General features: G+C 67.0%; 16 protein-coding genes. 10 read left to right on the top strand and 6 right to left on the bottom strand.

Going from position 1 to position 21,178, the window contains the following annotated elements; genetic code table 11:
* Positions 1-39: 39 nt before the first annotated feature.
* From C1924_RS04320 to grxC, 4 genes are all read right to left on the bottom strand, one after another.
* On the bottom strand, positions 40-783 hold the full coding sequence (locus C1924_RS04320) for a cysteine hydrolase (RefSeq protein ID WP_108764200.1): 744 nt from the start codon (positions 781-783) through the stop codon (positions 40-42).
* Positions 784-1,013: 230 nt separating this feature from the next.
* Positions 1,014-2,018 (bottom strand): isocitrate dehydrogenase, encoded by a 1,005-nt coding sequence (locus C1924_RS04315; protein ID WP_108764199.1) that lies wholly within the window; start codon positions 2,016-2,018, stop codon positions 1,014-1,016.
* A 363-nt stretch (positions 2,019-2,381) separates the two neighbouring features.
* Positions 2,382-2,774, bottom strand: coding sequence for a carboxymuconolactone decarboxylase family protein (locus tag C1924_RS04310; RefSeq protein ID WP_046986956.1), 393 nt, complete (start codon positions 2,772-2,774; stop codon positions 2,382-2,384).
* Entirely contained in the window at positions 2,771-3,061 is a 291-nt protein-coding gene (gene grxC / locus C1924_RS04305; RefSeq protein WP_108764198.1) for a glutaredoxin 3, read from the bottom strand. The genes C1924_RS04310 and grxC overlap by 4 nt, the downstream gene beginning before the upstream one ends.
* Positions 3,062-3,149: 88 nt before the next feature.
* Here grxC and C1924_RS04300 point away from each other — a divergent pair, with 88 nt between their 5' ends.
* From C1924_RS04300 to lpxH, 9 genes are all read left to right on the top strand, one after another.
* Positions 3,150-4,850 (top strand): M48 family metalloprotease, encoded by a 1,701-nt coding sequence (locus C1924_RS04300; protein ID WP_174208939.1) that lies wholly within the window; start codon positions 3,150-3,152, stop codon positions 4,848-4,850.
* Positions 4,851-4,966: 116 nt separating this feature from the next.
* The gene (gene phoB / locus C1924_RS04295; RefSeq protein WP_079220798.1) at positions 4,967-5,656 is read left to right on the top strand and encodes a phosphate regulon transcriptional regulator PhoB; all 690 of its coding nucleotides are present in this window, start codon (positions 4,967-4,969) and stop codon (positions 5,654-5,656) included.
* Positions 5,657-5,760: 104 nt separating this feature from the next.
* Complete coding sequence (gene phoR, locus C1924_RS04290; RefSeq protein ID WP_108764196.1) at positions 5,761-7,092, top strand: phosphate regulon sensor histidine kinase PhoR; 1,332 nt, start codon at positions 5,761-5,763, stop codon at positions 7,090-7,092.
* 4 nt (positions 7,093-7,096) lie between these two features.
* Positions 7,097-9,184, top strand: coding sequence for a polyphosphate kinase 1 (gene ppk1, locus C1924_RS04285; RefSeq protein ID WP_108764195.1), 2,088 nt, complete (start codon positions 7,097-7,099; stop codon positions 9,182-9,184).
* Between the two features lie 234 nt (positions 9,185-9,418).
* Positions 9,419-10,945: an exopolyphosphatase gene (gene ppx, locus C1924_RS04280; protein WP_108764194.1), complete on the top strand. Its 1,527-nt coding sequence runs from the start codon at positions 9,419-9,421 to the stop codon at positions 10,943-10,945.
* Between the two features lie 352 nt (positions 10,946-11,297).
* The gene (locus C1924_RS04275; RefSeq protein ID WP_108764193.1) at positions 11,298-14,204 is read left to right on the top strand and encodes a TonB-dependent receptor; all 2,907 of its coding nucleotides are present in this window, start codon (positions 11,298-11,300) and stop codon (positions 14,202-14,204) included.
* Positions 14,205-14,350: 146 nt separating this feature from the next.
* Positions 14,351-15,496, top strand: coding sequence for a glycosyltransferase family 1 protein (locus tag C1924_RS04270; RefSeq protein WP_108764192.1), 1,146 nt, complete (start codon positions 14,351-14,353; stop codon positions 15,494-15,496).
* Positions 15,477-16,016 (top strand): phosphatase PAP2 family protein, encoded by a 540-nt coding sequence (locus C1924_RS04265; protein WP_079220791.1) that lies wholly within the window; start codon positions 15,477-15,479, stop codon positions 16,014-16,016. Before C1924_RS04270 ends, C1924_RS04265 begins: the two co-directional genes overlap by 20 nt.
* A 96-nt stretch (positions 16,017-16,112) precedes the next feature.
* Complete coding sequence (gene lpxH, locus C1924_RS04260; RefSeq protein ID WP_108764191.1) at positions 16,113-16,859, top strand: UDP-2,3-diacylglucosamine diphosphatase; 747 nt, start codon at positions 16,113-16,115, stop codon at positions 16,857-16,859.
* An 80-nt stretch (positions 16,860-16,939) separates the two neighbouring features.
* On the opposite strand, the gene C1924_RS04255 is transcribed toward lpxH, so the two are convergent.
* Positions 16,940-18,193, bottom strand: a complete 1,254-nt coding sequence (locus C1924_RS04255) for a M12 family metallo-peptidase (protein ID WP_108764190.1) — start codon at positions 18,191-18,193, stop codon at positions 16,940-16,942.
* Between the two features lie 262 nt (positions 18,194-18,455).
* Between C1924_RS04255 and C1924_RS04250 the strand changes: the two genes are divergently transcribed.
* Entirely contained in the window at positions 18,456-19,877 is a 1,422-nt protein-coding gene (locus tag C1924_RS04250; RefSeq protein ID WP_108764189.1) for a DUF2235 domain-containing protein, read from the top strand.
* A 466-nt stretch (positions 19,878-20,343) separates the two neighbouring features.
* Here C1924_RS04250 and C1924_RS04245 read toward each other — a convergent pair whose 3' ends face one another.
* The gene (locus C1924_RS04245) at positions 20,344-21,168 is read right to left on the bottom strand and encodes a ferritin-like domain-containing protein (RefSeq protein ID WP_108764188.1); all 825 of its coding nucleotides are present in this window, start codon (positions 21,166-21,168) and stop codon (positions 20,344-20,346) included.
* Between the last annotated feature and the right edge of the window lie 10 nt (positions 21,169-21,178).

Genomic DNA, 21,178 nt, shown 5'->3' with positions numbered 1-21,178 from the left:
CGGAAGCGGAACCCGCGATCTGCGGGCCCCGCCAGCTTATCAAGCGCCGTCACCGGCCTTGCGCACGGGCAGCGCGAGGATGGCATCGGTGTCGATGACTTCACCGAAGGCATCTTCGATCTGTGCCAGCGAGGCCTCATGCAGCGCGCGGTGACCGATGCGCTGACCACCTGCCAGGTCCAGGTCACGGCTGGCCGTGGCATCACCGGCCACGATCACGCGGTAGCCGCGCGGAGCGGCGGCGGCATCGCGCGCCGCACCGACCACGCAGGCATGGGTCTGCAGGCCGGTGACCAGCAGAGTGTCGATGCCGGCATCCTGCAGCACTTTGTCGAGCACGGCGGCCGAGGCACCGGCGAACACGCTGACATTGTCCTTCTGCACCACCGTATCGCCCTGGCGCGGCTGCAGGTCACGATGGAAGGCGGCATTGATACTGCCTTGTGCGAACAGGGGCGCGCCAACCGGCAGCACGTGCTGCACATGGATCACCCGGATGCCATTGGCATCGGCGAACTGCAGCACACGCTTGGCCTGGCGCAGCGCGGCCACGCCGTCGGGGATGACCATGCGGCCACCGGCAAAGCCCGGCGCCGCGCTGGCATCGAAGTATTCGTTCTGGAAATCGATCACCAGCACGGCGGTCTTCGCGGCATCCAGGGCGGTGACCGACGGTGCACCGGCCATGTGCCGGATGGTGGGATGGGCCGGCTCGGCGGCGGCGACTGGCGCGGCGGCGGCCATGCCGATCAGGCTGGCCAGGCCGAAGGCGGAAAGGTTCATGGGATAGCTCCTGTGCGGTGGAAAGTGGGCACAGGATGCGGAGCGGATGGCGCACGAACCAGCCGTGTTCGAGCACATGATCTGTGCGCGGAACGCACAGCTTGGCCATCCACGCATGGCGTGGATCTACCAGTGTAGAGTCGAGCCATGCTCGACTCTACAAGGGCCCGCAAACGCAACGGGGCGCCCAAAGGCGCCCCGCTGTGGATCAACCGAGGTTGTCCGGCCGCTTACAGGCGGCTGGCAATGGCCTGGGCAAAGCTCATGGTGGTACCGGTGCCGCCGAGGTCGCCGGTCAGCGAATCCTTGGCTTCCATGGTGGCCACGATGGCCTTGCGCAGGCGCTCGGCGTTTTCCGGCTGGCCGATATGGTCCAGCATCTGCGCGGCCGCCAGCAGCAGCGCGCACGGGTTTGCCTTGCCCTGGCCGGCGATGTCCGGCGCGGTGCCGTGCACGGCTTCAAAGATCGCTGCGTCCTTGCCGATGTTGGCACCCGGGGCCAGGCCCAGGCCGCCGACGAGGCCGGCACACAGGTCGGAGATGATGTCACCGAACAGGTTGGTGGTGACGATCACATCGAACTGTTCCGGACGCATCACCAGCTGCATGCAGCAGTTGTCGACGATCATTTCCTGGAACTCGATGTCCGGGTACTGCGCGGCCACTTCACGGGCGACATTCAGGAACAGGCCCGAGGTCGACTTGATGATGTTGGCCTTGTGCACGGCGGTGACCTTCTTGCGGCCGACGCTGCGGGCCAGCTCGAAGGCGTAGCGCACGATGCGCTCGGAGCCCTTGCGGGTGATGCGGGTACCGGAGAAGGCAGTCTCGCCGTCGGCCGAGACTTCCTGGCCTTCAGCCAGGTACGCACCTTCGGTGTTCTCACGAACGGTGATCAGGTCGACGTTGTCGAAACGCGACTTGGTGTTCGGGAAGGTGTGGGCCGGACGCACGTTGGCGTACAGGTCGAAGTGGCGGCGCAGGCTGACGTTGATCGAGGTGAAGCCACCACCGACCGGGGTGGTCAGCGGGCTCTTCAGCGCGACCTTGTTGCGCGCGATCGATTCCAGGGTCACCGCCGGCATCAGGTCGCCATGCTTTTCCAGGGCCGCCAGACCGGCGTCCGCATCTTCGTACTCCAGGCCAGCGTTGAGCTGGTCGAGGACGAACAGGGTGGCGTCCATGATTTCCGGGCCGATGCCGTCGCCGCGGATTACCGTAATTTTCTGCGTCATTGATCGATGTTCCGAACAGGGGGGAATACGCCGTCCGGACGTGCCCGGAAACGCCGGCGCTAAGGAAGTTTCACCCGCAATTATGCCTTACCCGGCTCGGAGACCCCAAATAGGCAATTAGTCCGAGCCGGGTAAGGCAGAATTGCCCGCGCATTCCTCCTTATCCCCGCGCCTCTCGGCGCGCCCCCCTTGAGCAAACCGCTCTGCGGTTTGCCCGCGCATCCCACCTTATCCCCGCGCCTGTCGGCGCGCCCCCTTGAACAACAAGGGGGCTCTTGGGCTGGGGGATCGCGGGAACGGCCTCTCCCCGCACGCCCGGCGGCTTTTCGTTCAGGTATCCGCCGGGCATGGCCCGGCGCTACCTCAGTGCTCGTGTGCTTCCGGGGCGGCGGCGCCGCCTTCGAGCTGGTCGAGGAAATCGACCGCGCGGCGCAGGTGCGGGATCACGATGGAGCCGCCGACCACCAGGCCGACCGAGAAGGTCTCGAAGAACTCTTCACGGGTCACCCCGGCATCCTTGCACTGGGCCACGTGGTAGCTGATGCAGTCGTCGCAGCGCAGCACCATCGAGGCCACCAGGCCCAGCAGTTCCTTGGTCTTCACGTCCAGCGCGCCGGCCTGGTAGGTCTGCGTGTCCAAGGCGAAGAAGCGCCGCACCACCTGGTTGGGTTCACCCAGGATGCGCTCGTTCATGCGCTTGCGGAAATCGGTGAATTCGGCGATGCGGTCCTTGCTGCCGTCGTCGGCCGCGCTCATGCCTGGCCCTGCCCGGCCAGCAGCGGCTCGAGCTTGCCTTCACGATGCAGGGCCATCATGTCGTCGTAGCCACCGACATGGACGTCGCCGACGAAGATCTGCGGCACGCTGGTGCGGCGGGTCAGGGACATCATCTTCTCGCGCTCGACCGGATCCAGGTCGATGCGGACCTCGGTCCACTCCTGGCCCTTGCTCTTCAGGAAGTTCTTGGCGGCCACGCAGTACGGGCAGACGGCGGTGGAATAGATGGTAATGGCGGGCGAACCGCCAGCGGGCTGGGCTGTCACAGGAAACTCCACGATGGATCGACGGTCCATATATGGTACCGGTGCGCTGGAATTTCCACGCCACGACCGCAACACTGTGGATTAACGAATGGTTGCCCCCTGCCCTGCCACGCTTGGCGCGCCCTGCCCGAGGACTTCCCGCTTGCGAGCCCTGCTGCTGACTACCGCCATCACCCTGGGCCTGGCCATGCCGCTGGCCCGGGCCCAGGACAAGCTGCCGGACATCGGCTCGTCGGCCGGCGAACTGCTGACCCCGGCACGGCAGGCGGAGTACGGCGCGATGATGCTGCGCGAGCTGCGCAATTACGGCTACCTGCTGGACGACCCGCTGGTGAACGACTGGCTGCAGACCATGGGCACCCGGCTCGGCTCCAACAGCGACCAGCCACGCCAGCCCTATACGTTCTTCGTGATGAAGGACCGCCAGATCAACGCGTTCGCCACGCTGGGCGGGTACATCGGCGTCAACGCCGGCCTGGTGCTGACCGCCGAGCGCGAGGACGAGGTGGCTGCCGTGCTGTCCCACGAAATCGCCCACGTCACCCAGCAGCACGTGCTGCGCGGGGTCGAACGGGCCCAGCGCGACCAGATCCCGATCCTGCTCGGCATGCTGGCGGCGGTGGTCGCCGCCCAGGCCAGCAACAGCACGTCGTCCGGCAACGCGACCATGGCCGCCATCAGCTCGGGCATGGGCCTGATGCAGCAGCGGCAGATCAACTACACCCGCTCCAACGAATCCGAGGCCGATCGGCTGGGCATCCGCACCCTGTCCCGCAGTGGCTACGACGTGGACGCCATGGCCGGCTTCTTCGAGCGGATGTCGGCAGCCATGCGTGGCAACGACGGTGGCTACCAGGCGCCGGACTTCCTGCAGACCCACCCGGTCAACACCACGCGTATCAGCGAGGCCAAGGCGCGCGCCCAGCAGATGAAGAAGGACACGGTGCTGCTGACCACGAGCACGCCCACCGGCGAGCGCAAGGAGCGGGTGAACCCGGCCGATCCCAGCCTGGGCGAACCGCTGCTGCGCGGCAGCAACCCGCTGCTGCCCAGCAGCGTGCTGCGCCTGCCGATCGGCCAGCTCAGCCGTGGCGCCAGCGGCGACTTCGACTGGGCCCGCGAGCGCCTGCGGGTGCTGAGCGCGGACACCACGCCGGACCTGGAGCGCGAATACGCCGACCTGGCCCGGCGCCAGAAGGACGGCCTGACCGATGCACAGCGCTATGGCCAGGCCCTGGCCGCGATGCGCGGCGGCCGCAGCGGCGCCAGCCAGGCCCGGCAGACCCTGGCCAGCCTGCTGCAGACCCATCCGGACAACCTGTTCGTCGCCCTGGCCCTGGGCGAGGCCGAGTCCCGCGCCGGCCAGCCGGTACAGGCCAATGCCCGCTTCGAGCAGTTGCTGCGCGAACACCCCGGCAGCCGGCCGGTGGCGCTGACCTATGCCGAGATCCTCAACGAACAGGGCGGACGCGAGGCCGGCCAGCGCGCGCAGGCGATGCTGCGGCCACTGCTGTCGCAAAGCGGTAACGATCCGGTCTTCCAGCAGCGCTACGCCCGTGCCAGCGAGCTGGCCGGGGACAGCGTGCGGGCCAGCGAGGCGTATGCCGAGGCGGCCTTCCTCGGTGGCCGCCCGGAACAGGCGCTGATGCAGCTGCAGGCGCTCAAGCGCAACCCCGAACTTGATTATGTCGGCCGTGCACGGGTGGATGCCCGCATCGAGACCATCACCCCCACCGTGCTGGAGCTGCGCCGCCAGGGCGTGCAGGACCCGGAGCTGGACCGCCGCTGAGCCGCGCATGACCGCTTGATGGCAGACGGCGCCACAACCCGCCAGGCGGTCACAAACCTGTCATCAAACCGTAGTCTACTGGCACCACTCCAGTAACCGAGCCCTACGGTGTCCTCGTGCAGAAACGCATCCTGATCGTCGATGACGAGCCCGCGATCCGCGAAATGGTCGCCTTCGCCCTGCGCAAGGGCGATTACGAACCTGTCCACGCCGGCGATGCCCGCGAGGCCCAGACCGCGATCGCCGACCGCGTCCCCGACCTGATCCTGCTGGACTGGATGCTGCCCGGCACCAGCGGCCTGGACCTGGCCCGGCGCTGGCGCAAGGAAACCCTGACCCGCGAAGTACCGATCATCATGCTGACCGCGCGCGGCGAAGAGAATGATCGCGTCGGCGGCCTCGAAGCCGGTGTCGATGACTACGTGGTCAAGCCGTTCTCGGCACGCGAACTGCTGGCCCGCATCCGCGCGGTCATGCGCCGCGCGCGGGACGACGACGAAGACGGCAGCGTGGCAGTCGGCCCGATCCGCATCGACGGCGCGGCCCACCGCGTGTTCGCCAACGACCAGCCGGTGCCGATCGGCCCGACCGAATACCGCCTGCTGCACTTCTTCATGACCCACCCCGAGCGCGTCTACACCCGCGCCCAGCTGCTGGACCATGTGTGGGGCGGCAGTGTGTACGTGGAAGAACGCACCATCGACGTGCACATCCGCCGCCTGCGCAAGACGCTGGAACCGTTCAATGCCGAGAACATGGTGCAGACCGTGCGCGGCGCCGGTTACCGCTTCTCCACCGCTACGTGAGCCTCGTCGTGCCGGCACCGCGCGTCTGCCGGTGCCGGCACCTGCAACTCTGCTATAACCCTCGGTTCACCGCGTGAACCGCCGCCTTCAACGACGAGATCGCAATGCCTCGCCACATCCGTTCCGCCTGGTTGAAAACGCTGGCCTCCGTGGCGGCGGTGTTGGTGCTGGCCGGCGTGGTCGGGTGGTTCAGTGGGCATCTGTGGCTGTGTATTGCGCTGGCCGCGCTGGGCACTCTGACCTGGCATTACTGGCGCCTGCGCCGCGTGCTGCGGCGGCTGACCGCACGCCAGCGCTGGGAAACCGCTGAAGCAGGTTCCGGGGTGTGGAACGAGCTGGACCGCCTGCTGTACCGCAACCAGGTGGAAATGCGCGTGCGCAAGCGCCGCCTGCTGGACATGCTGCGCAGCTACCGCGCCGCTGCCGCCGCCCTGCCCGATGCGGTGGTGGTGCTGGACCGCAACAGCCAGCGCGTGCAGTGGTTCAACGAGGCGGCCACGGCCCTGCTCGGCCTGCACCACCCCGGTGATCTTGGCGAGGCCCTGGTCGAGCGCCTGCAGCCCATGCCGCTGGCGCACTGGCTGGCCGGTGGCCGCAACGCCGAACCGATTCTGGATGTGCCGTCGCCGGTGGACCCGGCGATCCGCCTGAACCTGCGCCTCATTCCCTATTCGTCCGACTACTGGCTGCTGATCGCCCGCGACGTCAGCAAGCTGCTGCGACTGGAACAGGTGCGTCGCGACTTCGTGGCCAACGTTTCGCACGAACTGCGCACGCCGCTGACCGTGGTGCACGGCTACCTGGACATGATGGATCCGGAGGACTTCCCCGGGACCGGCCCGATGCTGGAAGAAATGCGCAAGCAGAGCCAGCGCATGGCCCAGCTGGTGGAAGACCTGCTGACCCTGTCGCGGCTGGAATCGCAGGAACACAGCGAAGCGGAGACGGTGGCGATGCAGCCGATGCTGGCCACCTTGCGCCGCGAAGCCGAAGCGCACAGCCAGGGCCGCCACCAGATCAGCATCGACGACCTCGCTGGCGTGGACCTGCTGGGTTCGACCAAGGAACTGCACAGCGCGTTTTCCAATCTGGTCACCAACGCCGTGCGCTACACCCCGGCCGACGGCCGCATCGCCGTGGAGTTCCGCCGCGAGGGCGATGGTGCGGTGCTGGCCGTGCGTGACAGTGGCTACGGCATTCCGGCCACGCATCTGCCACGCCTGACCGAACGTTTCTACCGGGTGTCCAGCAGCCGCTCGCGCGAGAGCGGTGGCACCGGCCTGGGCCTGTCCATCGTCAAGCACATCCTCGGCCTGCACCACGCGCGGCTGGAGATCGAAAGCGAAGTGGGCAAGGGCTCGGTGTTCTCCTGCCATTTCGATGCCGACCACGTGCGCCCGCGCGAGTCCGCCCCCCTGACCTCCATCGAAGAATGAAGCCATGAGCAGCCTCGGATCCCTCCCCCTCCCGGTGAGCCCGGACAACGATCCACTGCGTGACCCGGCGCTGTACATCAACCGCGAACTGTCGCAGCTGGATTTCAACTTCCGCGTGCTGGCGCAGGCGATGGACCCGCAGGTACCGCTGCTGGAGCGCCTGCGCTTCATGTGCATTTCCTGCACCAACCTGGACGAGTTCTTCGAGATCCGCGCCGCGGCCGTGCGCCACGCGCAGGAGTTCGGCCTGCCGCCCGCCCCGGACGGCATGAGCCCGCAGACCATCCTCAATGCCATCCATGACCGTGCCGCCGAACTGGTGGACCAGCAGTACCGCTGCTGGAACGAAACGCTGCGCCCGGCACTGGCCGAGGCCGGCATCGGTGTGCTCGGCCGCCATTCCTGGAACCACCGGCAGAAGCGCTGGCTGCGCGCGTACTTCCGCAACGAGATCATGCCGGTGCTGTCGCCGCTGGGCCTGGACCCGGTGCACCCGTTCCCGAAGATCCTCAACAAATCGCTGAACATCGTCGTGGTGCTGAAGGGCACCGATGCGTTCGGCCGCGCCGGTCACCTGGCCATCGTGCGCGCACCGCGCTCGCTGCCGCGCATCATCCAGCTGCCGGAAAGCCTGGGCGGCGGGCAGAACTTCGTGTTCCTGTCCTCGGTGCTGTCGGCCTTCGTGGACGAACTGTTCCCGGGCATGGAAGTCCAGGGCGCCTACCAGTTCCGCGTCACCCGCAACTCCGAACTGGTGGTGGACGAGGAGGAAGTGGAAAACCTGGCCCTGGCCCTGCGCGACGAGCTGGTCGACCGCGGCTACCGGCCCGCGGTGCGCCTGGAGATCGCCGAGGACACGCCGAAGGACATCGTCCGCACCCTGCTGCAGAATTTCGGCCTGACCGAAAATGCCGTCTACCGCATCGATGGCCCGGTCAACCTCAACCGCATCATCCAGCTCTATGACCTGGTGCCGCAGCCGGACCTGAAGTACCCGCCGATGAACCCGCGCACCCTGCGCGACAGCGACGGCATCTTCGAGATCGCTGCGCGCCAGGACCTGCTGCTGCACCACCCCTTCGACGCCTTCACCGCCGTGCTGGACCTGATCAAGCAGGCCGCGGTGGACCCGAACGTGCTGGCGATCAAGCAGACCCTGTACCGCACCGGCAAGGATTCGCTGATCGTCGATGCGCTGATCCAGGCCGCACGCAACGGCAAGGACGTCACCGTGGTGGTCGAGCTGCGTGCGCGCTTCGACGAAGAGGCCAACCTCGGCCTGGCCGATCGCCTGCAGGAAGCCGGCGTGCAGGTGGTGTACGGCGTGGTGGGCTACAAGACCCACGCCAAGATGCTGCTGATCGTGCGCCGCGAAGGCCGCAAGCTGCGCCGCTACGTGCACCTGGGCACCGGCAACTACCACAGCGGCACCGCCCGCGCGTACACCGACATCAGCCTGATCACCGCCGATGCGGACATCGGCAACGATGTGCATCTGCTGTTCCAGCAGCTGTCCGGGCTGGCCTCGAAGATGAAGCTCAAGCGCCTGCTGCAGTCGCCCTTTACCCTGCATACCGGCATCCTCGGCCGCATCGAGCGCGAGACGCGCATCGCCGCTGCTGGCCGCCCGGCGCGCATCATCGCCAAGATGAATGCACTGAACGAGCCGCAGGTGGTGCGCGCGCTGTACGCGGCCTCGCAGGCCGGGGTGCAGATCGACCTGATCATCCGCGGCGCCTGCACCCTGCGCCCGGGTGTGCCGGGGGTGTCGGACAACATCCGCGTGCGCTCCATCGTCGGCCGCTTCCTGGAGCACAGCCGCGTGTACTGGTTCGGCAATGACGGCGCACCGGAGCTTTACTGCGCCAGCGCCGACTGGCTGGAGCGCAACCTGCTGCGCCGGGTCGAGACCGGCTTCCCGATCCTCGACCCGGACCTGGCCAAGCGCGTGTACCGCGAAGTGCTGCAGAACTACCTGGACGACAACCTCAACGCCTGGGACCTGGATGCCGACGGCATCTACCACAAGCGCACCCCGGCACACGACGAAGCGCCGCATTCGGCCCAGATGGCGTTGATGCAGGGGCTGTAGGCCATCCCGGTGGGTCCCGACCGTTGGTCGGCACAACGCAGGGTCTGTGATCCGGTAGGTGCCGACCGTTGGTCGGCACAACGCGGCCATGCAGAAACAGCGGGGTCAGAGCCCGTTGCGCAGCAACGGGATCCGACCCCATGCCGGCCAGCGGCCGGCACTACCGCACTCCCCCTGCAAAATGTGAAGGCCATGCGGTGACGAGCACACCGCCCCTTCGGCTAACATTCGCCCATGCCGCATACCACCACGACTCCGCCCGCATTGCAGGATGGCGACCTGCTGGCCGCCATCGACCTTGGCTCCAACAGCTTCCACATGGTCATCGCGCGCTACACCCTCGGCCAGCTGCGGGTGATTGATCGCCTGCGCGAAACCGTACGCATGGCCGATGGTCTGGATGGCAAGGGAGGGCTGTCCGCCGCCGCGCGGCAGCGCGCACTGGAATGCCTGGCCCGCTTCGGCCAGCGCATCCGCAACGTGCCCCCGCACCGCGTGCGCGCCCTGGCCACCAATACCGTGCGCCAGCTGCGTTCACCGCAATCCTTCCTGGTGCCGGCTGAAACGGCGCTCGGCCATGCCATCGAAGTGGTCAGTGGGCGCGAAGAAGCGCGCCTGATCTACCTCGGCGTGGCCCACGCACAACCGCCCAAGTCCGACCAGCGCCGCCTGGTGATCGACATCGGCGGCGGCTCCACCGAGTTCATCATCGGCAAGGGCATGCAGACCCTGGAGCGCGAAAGCCTGCAGGCCGGCTGCATCGCCAGCACCCGCCGCTTCTTCCCCGGCGGCAAGCTCAGCCGCAAGCGCTGGAAGGACGCGCTGGCCGAGATCGGCCGCGAGTTCCAGCCGTTCGCCAGCAAGTACCGCGCACTGGGATGGCAGGAAGCTCTCGGGTCATCGGGTACGCACAAGGCGATCAGCGAGATCTGCGCCACGATGAAGCTGAGCAAGGGCGCGATCACCGCCGAGGCCCTGCCGCAACTGCGCGACGAACTGCTGAAGGCCAAGAAGATCGACGACATCGTGCTGCCCGGCCTGTCCAGCGACCGCCGCCCGATCATCGCCGGCGGCATCCTGGTACTGGAAGCCGCTTTCCAGGCGCTGGGGCTGCAGAAGCTGCTGGTCAGCAAGGCCGCGATGCGCGAAGGCATCCTGTACGACATCGTAGGCCGCGCCGGCGAAAATGACCCGCGCGACGAATCGGTGGCGGCGCTGACCCAGCGCTACGGCATCGACACCGTCCAGGCCGACCGCGTGCAGGACACCGCGCTGTCGTTGCTGGAACAGGTGCAGGAGCGCTGGAAGCTGGATGCCGACGACGCGCGCATGCTGGGCTGGGCCGCGCGCCTGCACGAGCTGGGCCTGATGATTGCCCACAGTGGTTACCACGTGCATGGCAGCTACGTGCTGGAAAATTCCGATATCGCCGGCTTCTCGCGGCAGGAACAGCAGATGCTGGCGGCACTGGTGCGCAGCCATCGCCGCAGTGTCGGCAAATCGGCCTTCGATGCCCTGCCCGAGCGCCTGCTGCTGACCGCCCGCCGCCTGACGGCCCTGCTGCGGCTGGCCGTGCTGCTCAACCGTGCACATGAGGACGCGCCGCTGCCGGCGCTGGAACTGACCGCCGACGACGCCCGCCTGTCGCTGATCGTGCCGCAGGCCTTCATCGACGCCCGGCCGCTGCTGCGCGCCGACCTGATCGGTGAAACCGAGGGTCTGGCCGGGCTGGGCCTCCAGTTCAGGCCGTTCGTCGCCTGAGCACGCGGCCGGGCAACGCCAGGCCGCCCCTCCCCTGCAGCATTCCCTTGCGACGGCCCCTGACGGGGCCGTCTTCGCACGCGCGTTTGCGCATTTTCCAAACTGAATGCGCATTCAGGCTTTTGCACTGTGCCGAATCTGGCGGCAGGGCCATGAGGCTAAGGCCTTGCTTTCATTAAATTTAGATGAAATCCGAGCGACATCTTTCGATACATTTCGCGACGCCCTCTTTACATCCGGTTAACGAACGAGAATAAATCGATGTCACCGGCTCAGTCGCTTCGACCCGAGCCGACATTGCTGGGGCCCCTTTGGCCCTGCACCCGCAGCTTCAACGAGAGAGAGAGACGCGATGACTTCACGCACCACCGTGCTGGGCAAGGCGATCCGCCAGGCCCTGATCGTCGGCACCGCAACGATTGCGCTGCCTGCATTCGCCCAGGACGGCGCCCCCACGACCCTCGACCGCATCGAAATCACCGGCTCGCGCATCCGTCAGGTCGACGTGGAGAGCGCGAACCCGGTGCTGGCCATCTCGCGCACCGATATCGAACGCCAGGGCTTCAGCTCGGTGTCCGACATCCTGCAGAACGTCACCGCGATGGGAAGCCCGACGATCAGCCGCGCGAACGTGCTGACGGCCGGTGAAAACGCCGGTGGTACCTACATCGACATGCGCAACCTGGGTACCCAGCGCACCCTGGTGCTGGTCAACGGCAAGCGTCTGGGCATCAGCACCTCCGGCTACCAGGACATCTCGACCCTGCCGGTGTCGGCAGTGGAGCGCATCGAAGTCCTCAAGGATGGCGCCTCGGCCATCTACGGTTCCGACGCCATGGCCGGCGTGGTCAACATCATCACCCGCCATGACGTGACCGGCGTGACCGCCAACGTCTACCACGGCCAGTACAGCCAGGGCGACGGCGGCCGCGACCGCATCGACGTGGTTGCCGGCTGGTCCAACGACCGCGGCTCGATCACCGTCTCGGCCGAACATGCCGAAGAAAAGGCCGTGTGGGCCAAGGACCGCTGGTTCAGCGCCTATGGCAACACCGACCTGCACCCCACCGAAGCCTGGACCACGGTGAGCCAGTACGGCCAGATCACCGGCCTGAAGGGTCCGGGCTGCGCGACCGCCAGCTGCAGCTACTCGCTCAACCGCGGCAGCGACCCGCTGAACCCGGCCAACTACCACATCACCAACGCCAATGCGCCCAACGGCGATGTCAGCAACACCAACGAGCAGATGCACCTGAACTATCCGCTGAAGCGGGATTCGGTGTTCGTCGATGGCCGCCTGAACATCACCGACTCGATCCACTTCAGCACCCAGCTGGGCTACAACAAGCGTGATTCGAGCCGCCAGATCGCCGGCTACCCGCTGCAGTCGTCCACCGCCGGCATCGGCGCGATGTCGGTCAACAGCTACTTCAACCCGTTCGGCAGCCAGCACGGTTACGCCACCCCGACCGCCGTGGCCTGGAACCACCGCACCTGGGAAGTGCCGCGCGTCAGCGACAGCTCGCTGAAGACCTACCGCGCCGTGGCCGCCTTCGGTGGCTCGTTCGACATCGGTGAGCGCTACTTCGACTGGGAAGTGGGCTACCAGTACAACAAGAACGAACTGCGCCAGCACGCCACCGGCAACTTGCACAAGGAACGCGTGAAGAACGCGGTCGGCCCGTCGTACTACAACGCGGCGACCGGCAAGGTCGAGTGCGGCACCGCCGCTGCGCCCATCGCCAACTGCATGGTCTGGAACCCGCTGATCGCCGCAGGCGTGGTCGATCCCTACGGCCTGACCGGCAACCAGGCGCTCATCGACTACCTGATGCCGGCTGAGGATTCCTCCGGCAAGACCGTCGGCAAGAACTTCTTCGCCTCGATTGCCGGCAGCATCGTCACTCTGCCGGCGGGTGATCTGGGCTTTGCCTTCGGCCTGGAAAACCGCAAGGAAACCGGTGAATTCATTCCCGATGCCCTGGCCCAGACGGGCGCCACCACCAACCTGGCCTCGGGCCCGACCGGTGGCGGCTATCGCGTCAACGAAGCCTACCTGGAATTGAACGCCCCGCTGCTGGCCGACCTGCCGGGCGCGAAGGAGCTGTCGCTGAATGCCGCGACCCGCTTCTCCGACTACGACACCTTCGGCAACACCCTCAACAGCAAGTTCGGTTTCAAGTGGAAGCCGTTCGACCAGCTGCTGGTCCGTGGCACCTGGGCTGAAGGCTTCCGTGCGCCGACCATCAACGATCTGTACGGTGGCGGTTCGGAAACCTTCACCACCGGCTACGCCGATCCCTGCGACACCGTGTACGGCGCTTCGCGCACCAGCGCCGAAGTGCGTGCCCGCTGCGCGCGTGACATCGCCGATGCCAACAACTACCGCCAGCTGAAGCAGGGCATGGTGCCGATCACCAGCAGCACCGACCAGACCCCGGTGCCGTTCACCAGCGGCTCCAACCCGCTGCTGCAGCCGGAAACCTCCAAGAGCAAGACGCTGGGCCTGGTGTGGAGCCCGAGCTTCATCCCGAACTTCAACGCCTCGCTGGACTGGTGGAAGATCCGCATCGACAACACCATCGTTGCCGACAGCCCGAACCAGATCCTGATCGACTGCTATGAGCAGGGCGTGACCTCGCGCTGCGCACAGTTCACCCGTGATCCGGTCACCGGCATCGTCAACAAGCTGACCTACGGCAACCGCAACGCCGGCTTCCTGGAAACCGAAGGTTACGACATGGACGTGACCTACCGCTGGGATACCGACTCGTACGGCAAGTTCAGCAGCGCCTGGTCCACCACCTACGTCAGCTCGAACATCTTCCGTTCGACCAATGACACCACCGTGGTGCCGACCCCGACCAATGGCATTGGCAGCGGCTTCCGCGTGCGCTCCAACCTGACCGTGGGCTGGGATCTGGGCAACTTCGGCGTCACCTGGACCGCCCGCTACTACTCCGGCGTCAAGGAGCAGTGCCTGAGCCTGAGCGCCCACCCCGACGAGTGCTCCGACCCGGGCGTGCGTGCACCGTGGTACGCCGGTACCCGCAACTACAACGAGCGTGGTTCGGTCACCTTCCACGACGTGCAGTTCCGTTACAGCCTGCCGTGGGATGCCACCGTGTCGGTCGGCGCCAACAACGTGTTCGAGAAGTACGGCCCGGTGATGTACACCAAGCCGAACTCGGTCTTCTCGTACTACGGTGGCTACGACATCGGCCGCTTCATCTACATGAAGTACCAGCAGCGCTTCTGATCCATCGCGCCGCCGCAACACCACGACCACGGCCCTTCGGGGCCGTGGTTTTTTTCTGCCCGGCGGAGCCGTCATCCGATGGTCGCAAAGTGGTCACAGGCGCTACATGGGCAGGCCCGAGCATGCCGGAAAACCGGAGGCCCGCCATGCGCCATGCCATCGTCACCGAGACCTATCCGCCGGAAGTCAACGGCGTCGCGCTCACCGTGCAGGGGTTGGAGCAGGGACTGCGCGCCGCCGGCCACGAGGTCGATCTGATCCGCCCGCGCCAGGCCAGTGAAGCGCTGGCATCTGCGCCCGGCACGCTGCTGGTGCCGGGTGCCGCCCTGCCCCGCTACCCGGGCCTGCGCTTCGGCCTACCCGCGCCCATCCGGCTGGGGCGGCACTGGCAGCAGCAGCGCCCCGATGCGGTCTACATCGCCACCGAAGGCCCGCTGGGCTGGTCGGCGCTGCGCACTGCCCGCCGCCTCGGCATCCCGGTCGCGACCGGCTTCCACACCCGTTTCGACGAGTACCTGCCCGACTACGGCGTGGCGTGGCTGCAGACGGCGGCGATGCGCTGGATGCGCCGCTTCCACAACCAGGCCGATGCCACCCTGGTGCCGACACGCGAGCTGCAGCAGTTCCTCACCGACCAGGGTTTCGAGCGCGTGCGCCTGCTGGCGCGCGCGGTGGACAGCCAGCAGTTCGACCCGGGCCGGCGCGACCCGGCGCTGCGCGAAGAATGGGGCGTGGATGGCAACGGCCTGGTCGCCATCCATGTCGGCCGCATTGCCGCAGAGAAAAACCTCGGCCTGGCGGTGAAGGCATTCCGTCGCCTGCAGCAGGTACGGCCCAAAGCGCGCTTCGTGTTCGTTGGCGACGGCCCGGCGCGGGAAAAACTGGCGCACGAGAATCCGGACTTCATCTTCTGCGGCATCCAGCGCGGCGACGCCCTGGCCCGCCACTTCGCCAGCGGCGATCTGTTCCTGTTCCCCAGCCGCAGCGAGACGTTCGGCAACGTGACCCTGGAAAGCATGGCCTCCGGCCTGGCCACGGTGGCCTTTGATTACGGCGCCGCACGCGAATACCTGCGCAACGGCGAGAACGGTGCGGCCGTGGACACCGACGCGCAGTTCGTAGACGCCGCCGTGCAGCTGGCCAGTGATGACGCACTGCGCCGCGAACTGGGCGGTAATGCCGCCCGTGCGATGAAGCGCCTGCACCCGCAGCAGGTCGTGGCCGAATTTGAAACGCTGCTGGCCGAACTGGCCGACGCACGCAGGAGCCGACATGCGCACAACGCCGCTTGAAGGACTGGCTGGCCGCGAAGCACGGCTGTGCCGCCGGGCCAACCACTACTGCCGGCGCCGCCGCGTGCGCCGTCTGTTCTCGATCATCAGCCGCCTGGGTGATGGTGTCTTCTGGTACGTGCTGATGGGCGCGCTGGTACTGGTCGATGGCTTCGACGGGCTGCGCGCCTCCGTGCACATGGCCGCCACCGGCTTGGCCGCGCTGCTGCTGTACAAAGGGCTGAAGCGCTGGACCCGGCGACCGCGCCCGTATGCGGCCGACCTGCGCATCCGCGCCTGGGTGGCGCCCCTGGACGAGTTCAGCTTCCCCTCCGGGCACACCCTGCACGCGGTGTCGTTCACCATCGTGGCGCTGGCGTACTACCCGTGGCTGGCGCCGTTGCTGGTGCCGTTCACCTTCGGCGTGGGCCTCTCGCGCGTGGTGCTGGGCCTGCACTATCCCAGCGACGTGCTGGCAGCAACCGGCATCGCCGCGCTGCTCGCCTCGGCCAGTCTGGCCTGGCTGCCGCTGCCGGTGTGATACGGCTGGATTGATTCCGGGGGGGCGGATCCCTTTCCTGCGGAAAGGGCGCTGACCCCGGCCCGACGCGGCGAGCCGATGCCCTAGAATACCTGCATGACGACGCTGTTCATTTCCGATCTGCACCTGGACCCCAGCCGTCCAGCCATCACCGACCTGTTCCTGCGCTTCCTGCGCGAGGACGCGCCCGGCGCGGAGGCGCTGTACATCCTGGGCGATCTGTTCGAGGCCTGGATCGGCGACGACACCCCCTCGCCGGCCGCCGATGCGGTGGCCGATGCGCTGAAAGTGCTGTCCGACAGCGGCGTGCCGGTGTTCTTCATGCGTGGCAACCGCGATTTCCTGCTGGGCGAAGACTATGCTCGCCGTGCGGGCCTGCGCATCCTGCCCGACCCGTGCGTGATCGAACTGTACGGCCGCCCGGTGATGCTGCAGCACGGCGATCTGCTCTGCACCGATGACATCCCCTACCAGCAGTTCCGCGCACAGACCCGCGATCCGGTGTTCCAGGCGCAGTTCCTGTCGCAGCCGCTGGCCGCGCGCATTGCATTCGCGCAGAAAGCGCGCGATGCCAGCCAGGCGCGCCAGTCGGAGATGAAGCAGGGCGACCGTGCGCAGTTCGAGACGGTCACCGACGTGGCCCCGGCCGAAGTCGAGGCCACCTTCGTGCGCCATGGCGTGGATACCCTGATCCACGGGCACACCCATCGCCCGGCCATTCATACGCTGCAGGCCGGTGGCCGCAGCTGCACCCGCATCGTGCTGGGCGACTGGTACGAACAGGGCTCGGTGCTGCGCGTGGATGCCGACGGCTGGCGCTTGGAGTCCCTGAAGCGCGAATGACGGATTGCCGGGTGCCAACCAAGGTTGGCATCTACCAGCACGCGTGGGCCGGTAGACGCCGACCCTGGCCGGCGCTTGCCTCAGCGGAAGCCGGACACCGTTGCCTTGGTGTTGACCAGTACGCGCTGGTTGTCCGCACTGCTGGCGATACCCATGGGCACGCCGTTGTAACTGATGTTGGGGTTTGACCAGTAGTTCAGGCGCGGGCAGCCAGCCGAGCAGTCATAGGCCATGATGGTGCGCCAGCGCGAACCCGATGCCGGCTCGTAACGGTAGCCATGGCCATAGGCATACGGCGAGGTGCTCGGATCGTTGGCGATGTCATGCCGCGCACTCTGCAGGTGGCCGATTTCGTGGGCGAAGGAGTAGTAGCCCGTCGCGCAATCCCAGTACACCGCTGCGAAAGCTGTGGCGGCGGTGGAACCGATGCCCGAGGCCAGGCCGCAGTAACTGGTGTTGTTGATCAGCAGGACACCGACATCCGCCGCAGTGGAATTGCGGCTGGTATGGATGCTGTCCATGTAGCCATCGCTGGTGTTGCGGAAGCGGGCCAGATCGGTGGTGAAGTTGCCCGACTCGCTGTAGCTGGTGGTTTCGTAACCGGCCAGCTGCATGGTGATGCCGACGTTGCTGTTGGCATACCCCTGGTTGGATTCGGCCACCGCCAGCTGCACCAGCGACTGCATGTTGCCACCGTAGGCCGCCACGGCTGCATTGGTCGCCACCACCAGCACGCGCAGGGTGGCAGGCGTACCTGACGATGCCTGGGCAATGCCGATGCGGTCGCTGTCCGCCATCGCAATCTTCGGCAGCTGGTTGTAATCCGCCGGATGGTCGGCCGGCATCCGGGTTTCATCCACCGCCACCAGGATGTGGCGGTCGCCCAGCGGACGCAGCCGGTACAACACGCCGTCCTTGCGGATCGAGCCGGTGAGCGTATTGCCTGAACGCACCACGATCAATGAATTGCCCGGATCGTCCTGGCCATTGGAGGTGGCCTTCTGCAGGCGGTCCGACGGCGTGCGGATCTGCCCGTACCAGATGCTGCCGCCGTCGGGAAGCGCTTCGACCTTGCTGCGGGTCGCCTGCACCTTCTGCCCCAGCAGCTCGAATTCAAGCTGCGACTGTGCGGTGGCGGCCGCATCGATGCGTACTTCCTGCACGGTGGCCGTGGACGGCGTGGCCAGCAGTCTGGCCAATGCGGGATCGCCCCCCGCCGAAGCACGGCTGAGGATCGTCACCGGTTCAAACAATGGGGCGGCGCTGGCCACCGCCGATACCGAAACGCCCAACAGCACGCCAACCGCCGTTCCAACCTTGGATCTGGACATCATTCTGGTCGCTCCTGAAGTGAGTGGACAGCCTGGATGCAGCACGACCGGGTTTGCCGGGTCTGGCCAGTCGGCCTGTCCAGCACGTATCAATTCAATAGAAGATGGACACGGGAATCACGATCTGTGATCCACCGCATCGGCGTTCAGCCAGGTCAAAAGCGTCAGTACACGTCGCCAACACATGGCTTTCGCGTTACCTTGACACCGCCACGACGGGGAATGCACAGGGCAGCAGCACGCAGACAGCACCGCCGATGCAGGCGTGCTGCGTATTGGCCTGTTTTTCGATGGCACCCGCAACAACGTGCACAACCTCGCGCTCGGGCGCCCGCAGGCACCGCAGCCGCGCCCTGCCCTGCTGCGCGCCGACGACGACTCGACCTACCAGAGCCGGCTGACCAGCAGCTACGACAACGGCACCACGAACATCGCGCGCCTGTACCAGCTGTATCCGGACAGCCGGCGTACTGCGGGCGTCGGCGCGTCACTGGCGATCTATGTCGAGGGCGTCGGCACCCGCGACGATGCCGAGGACGATCTGATCGGGCTGGCCTTCGGCATAGGTGCCAGCGGCGTGCGCGCCAAGGTGCAGCGCGCGCTGCAGGTACTGCTGCCCGCCGCGCTGGCTGCGCTCGCCGCCAGGTACCACGAGCCGCTGCACAGCGTGCAGGTAGATCTGTTCGGTTACTCGCGTGGTGCCACCGCCGCACGCGACCTTGCGAACCAGTTGCACGGGTGGGACGGCACACGCTGGCGGCAACTGCTGGTGCAGGCCGGCCTGTCCTGCGCGGTGGATTTCGTCGTGCAACGCCCGGCGCTGCGCTTCATCGGCCTGTTCGACACGGTGGTCGCGGTCAGCGGTGGCCGTGCCGATGAGCAGCCGCAACTGGCCCTGCCTGCGGGCATCGCCGGCCGCGTGGTACAGCTGGTGGCCCGCGATGAACACCGCCAGCACTACGCGCTCACCACGGTCGCACCCGCACATGCGGAAATCATGCTGCCCGGTGTGCACGCCAACATCGGCGGCGGCTACGACCAGACCGAAGAGGGACCGAAACTGCTGAGCCGCCCCCGCAGGCAGCAGGTCCGGCGGCCAGCGGTGGCCGAGCAGCAGACACCGTCCCTGGCCATGCTGCAGGCGACTACCGTCTACGCAGAGGCGCAGGCCGACGCGGAGCGCTGGCGGCAGCAGCTGGGCCTGAATGACAAGGAAGTCTGGGTGGATGTCTGGCACCAGTGGCAGCAGCAGCGCCGCGCGGGAAGCCGCAGTGTGCTGCTGGCCCCGGTGCTGTACGTGACCGCGGCCGTGGTGCTGCGCCGGCGCATCGACTGGCGCTACCAGTTGATCGCGCTGCAGGTGATGCAGCGGCAGGCCCGCGACGCCGGCGTGCAGTGGACCGCCGAGGCCGCCGACGTGGGGGCATGGGCGCTGCCCGCAGCACTGCAGCCGATCGCGCGGCGGCTGCTGGAGGGCCAGGCACTGACCCCGACCCAGGAAGCACTGCTGCGCCGCCGCTACCTGATGCAGTCGGCGCACTGGAACTTCGATGCCTTGGGCGACACCGCGCTGACCTACACCGCCGACGCCGGCGTAAGCGAGTTGCCCTATCGGCCGGGGCCCGGGTTGTTCTACATCAACCGGCCAACGGTGGATGGCAAGCGCGTGGTGTTGCCCAACACGTAATGCGTATCCACGCATGGCGTGGATCTACTGGCGCCTGACGCGTATCCACGCATGGCGTGGATCTACTGGTGCGTGTCGCGCATCCACGCATGGCGTGGATCTACTGGCGCCTGACACGTATCCACGCATGGCGTGGATCTACTGGCGCCTGACACGTATCCACGCATGGCGTGGATCTACTGGTGCGTGTCGCGTATCCACGCATGGCGTGGATCTACTGGCGCCTGACACGCATCCACGCATGGCGTGGATCTACTGGCGCCTGACACGTATCCACGCATGGCGTGGATCTACTGGCGCCTGGCACGTATCCACGCATGGCGTGGATCTACTGGTGCGTGTCGCGTATCCACGCATGGCGTGGATCTACTGGCACCTGACACGCATCCACGCATGGCGTGGATCTACTGGCACGGCCAGGTGAAGTAGATCCACGCCATGCGTGGATGCCGCCAACCGGCGCCGATCAACCGGCCTGTTCGATCAGGTTGGCCAGTTCGTCGGCATCAAAGCCGGCCAGCAGGCGTGCTTCCAGGTTGAACGGACCGTGCAGGTAGCCGCCGGCATATTCCTGCAGCAGCGCCTTGAACCGTGCGCGCGGCTCGACACCGGCGCGCTCACAGTACCAGCGGTACCAGCGTGAACCCGCGGCGACGTGTGCGACTTCCTCGCGCAGAATCACTTCCAGCACGTCGGCGGTGTCAGCATCACCGACATTGCGCAGCTTCTCGATCATGCCCGGCGTCACGTCCAGCCCGCGTGCTTCCAGTACCCGTGGTACCAGCGCCATGCGGGCCAGGCCGTCGCGCGCGGTCTTCTCGCACATTTCCCACAGGCCATTGTGCGCGGGGAAATCGGCGTATTCGTGGCCATGCGCCTGCAGCCGCTCGCGCAGCAGCAGGAAGTGCCGCGACTCGTCGTCGGCGCAGCTCACCCAGTCGGCATGGAACGCCGCCGGCAGGCCCCGGAAGCGATACACCGCATCCCAGGCCAGGTCGATCGCGTTCAGTTCAATATGGGCAATGGCATGGATGAAGGCCGCGCGACCTTCAACGCCGCCCAGCCCACGCCGCGGCACCTGCCGCGGATGCACCAGCACCAGCTGCGCGGGGCGGCCAGGCATGCGGATCGCCTCCGGTGGGCCTGCGTCGGCGGCCACTTTCAGGCGGCCGGCGCGGAACGCAGCGGCATAGGCCTGGGTCAGCGCCACCTTGCGCAGCGGGTCGGCCTCGGCCAGGCACTGCTGCGCAGCGCGCAGCAGATCACCACCGACGTCGGGGACATCCACCACGGCCTGGACC

The sequence above is a fragment of the Stenotrophomonas sp. ESTM1D_MKCIP4_1 genome, assembly GCF_003086895.1.
GTDB lineage: Bacteria > Pseudomonadota > Gammaproteobacteria > Xanthomonadales > Xanthomonadaceae > Stenotrophomonas.
The sequence above is the reverse complement of the archived record's forward strand: the minus strand, read 5'-3'. Positions and strand labels throughout refer to the sequence as shown.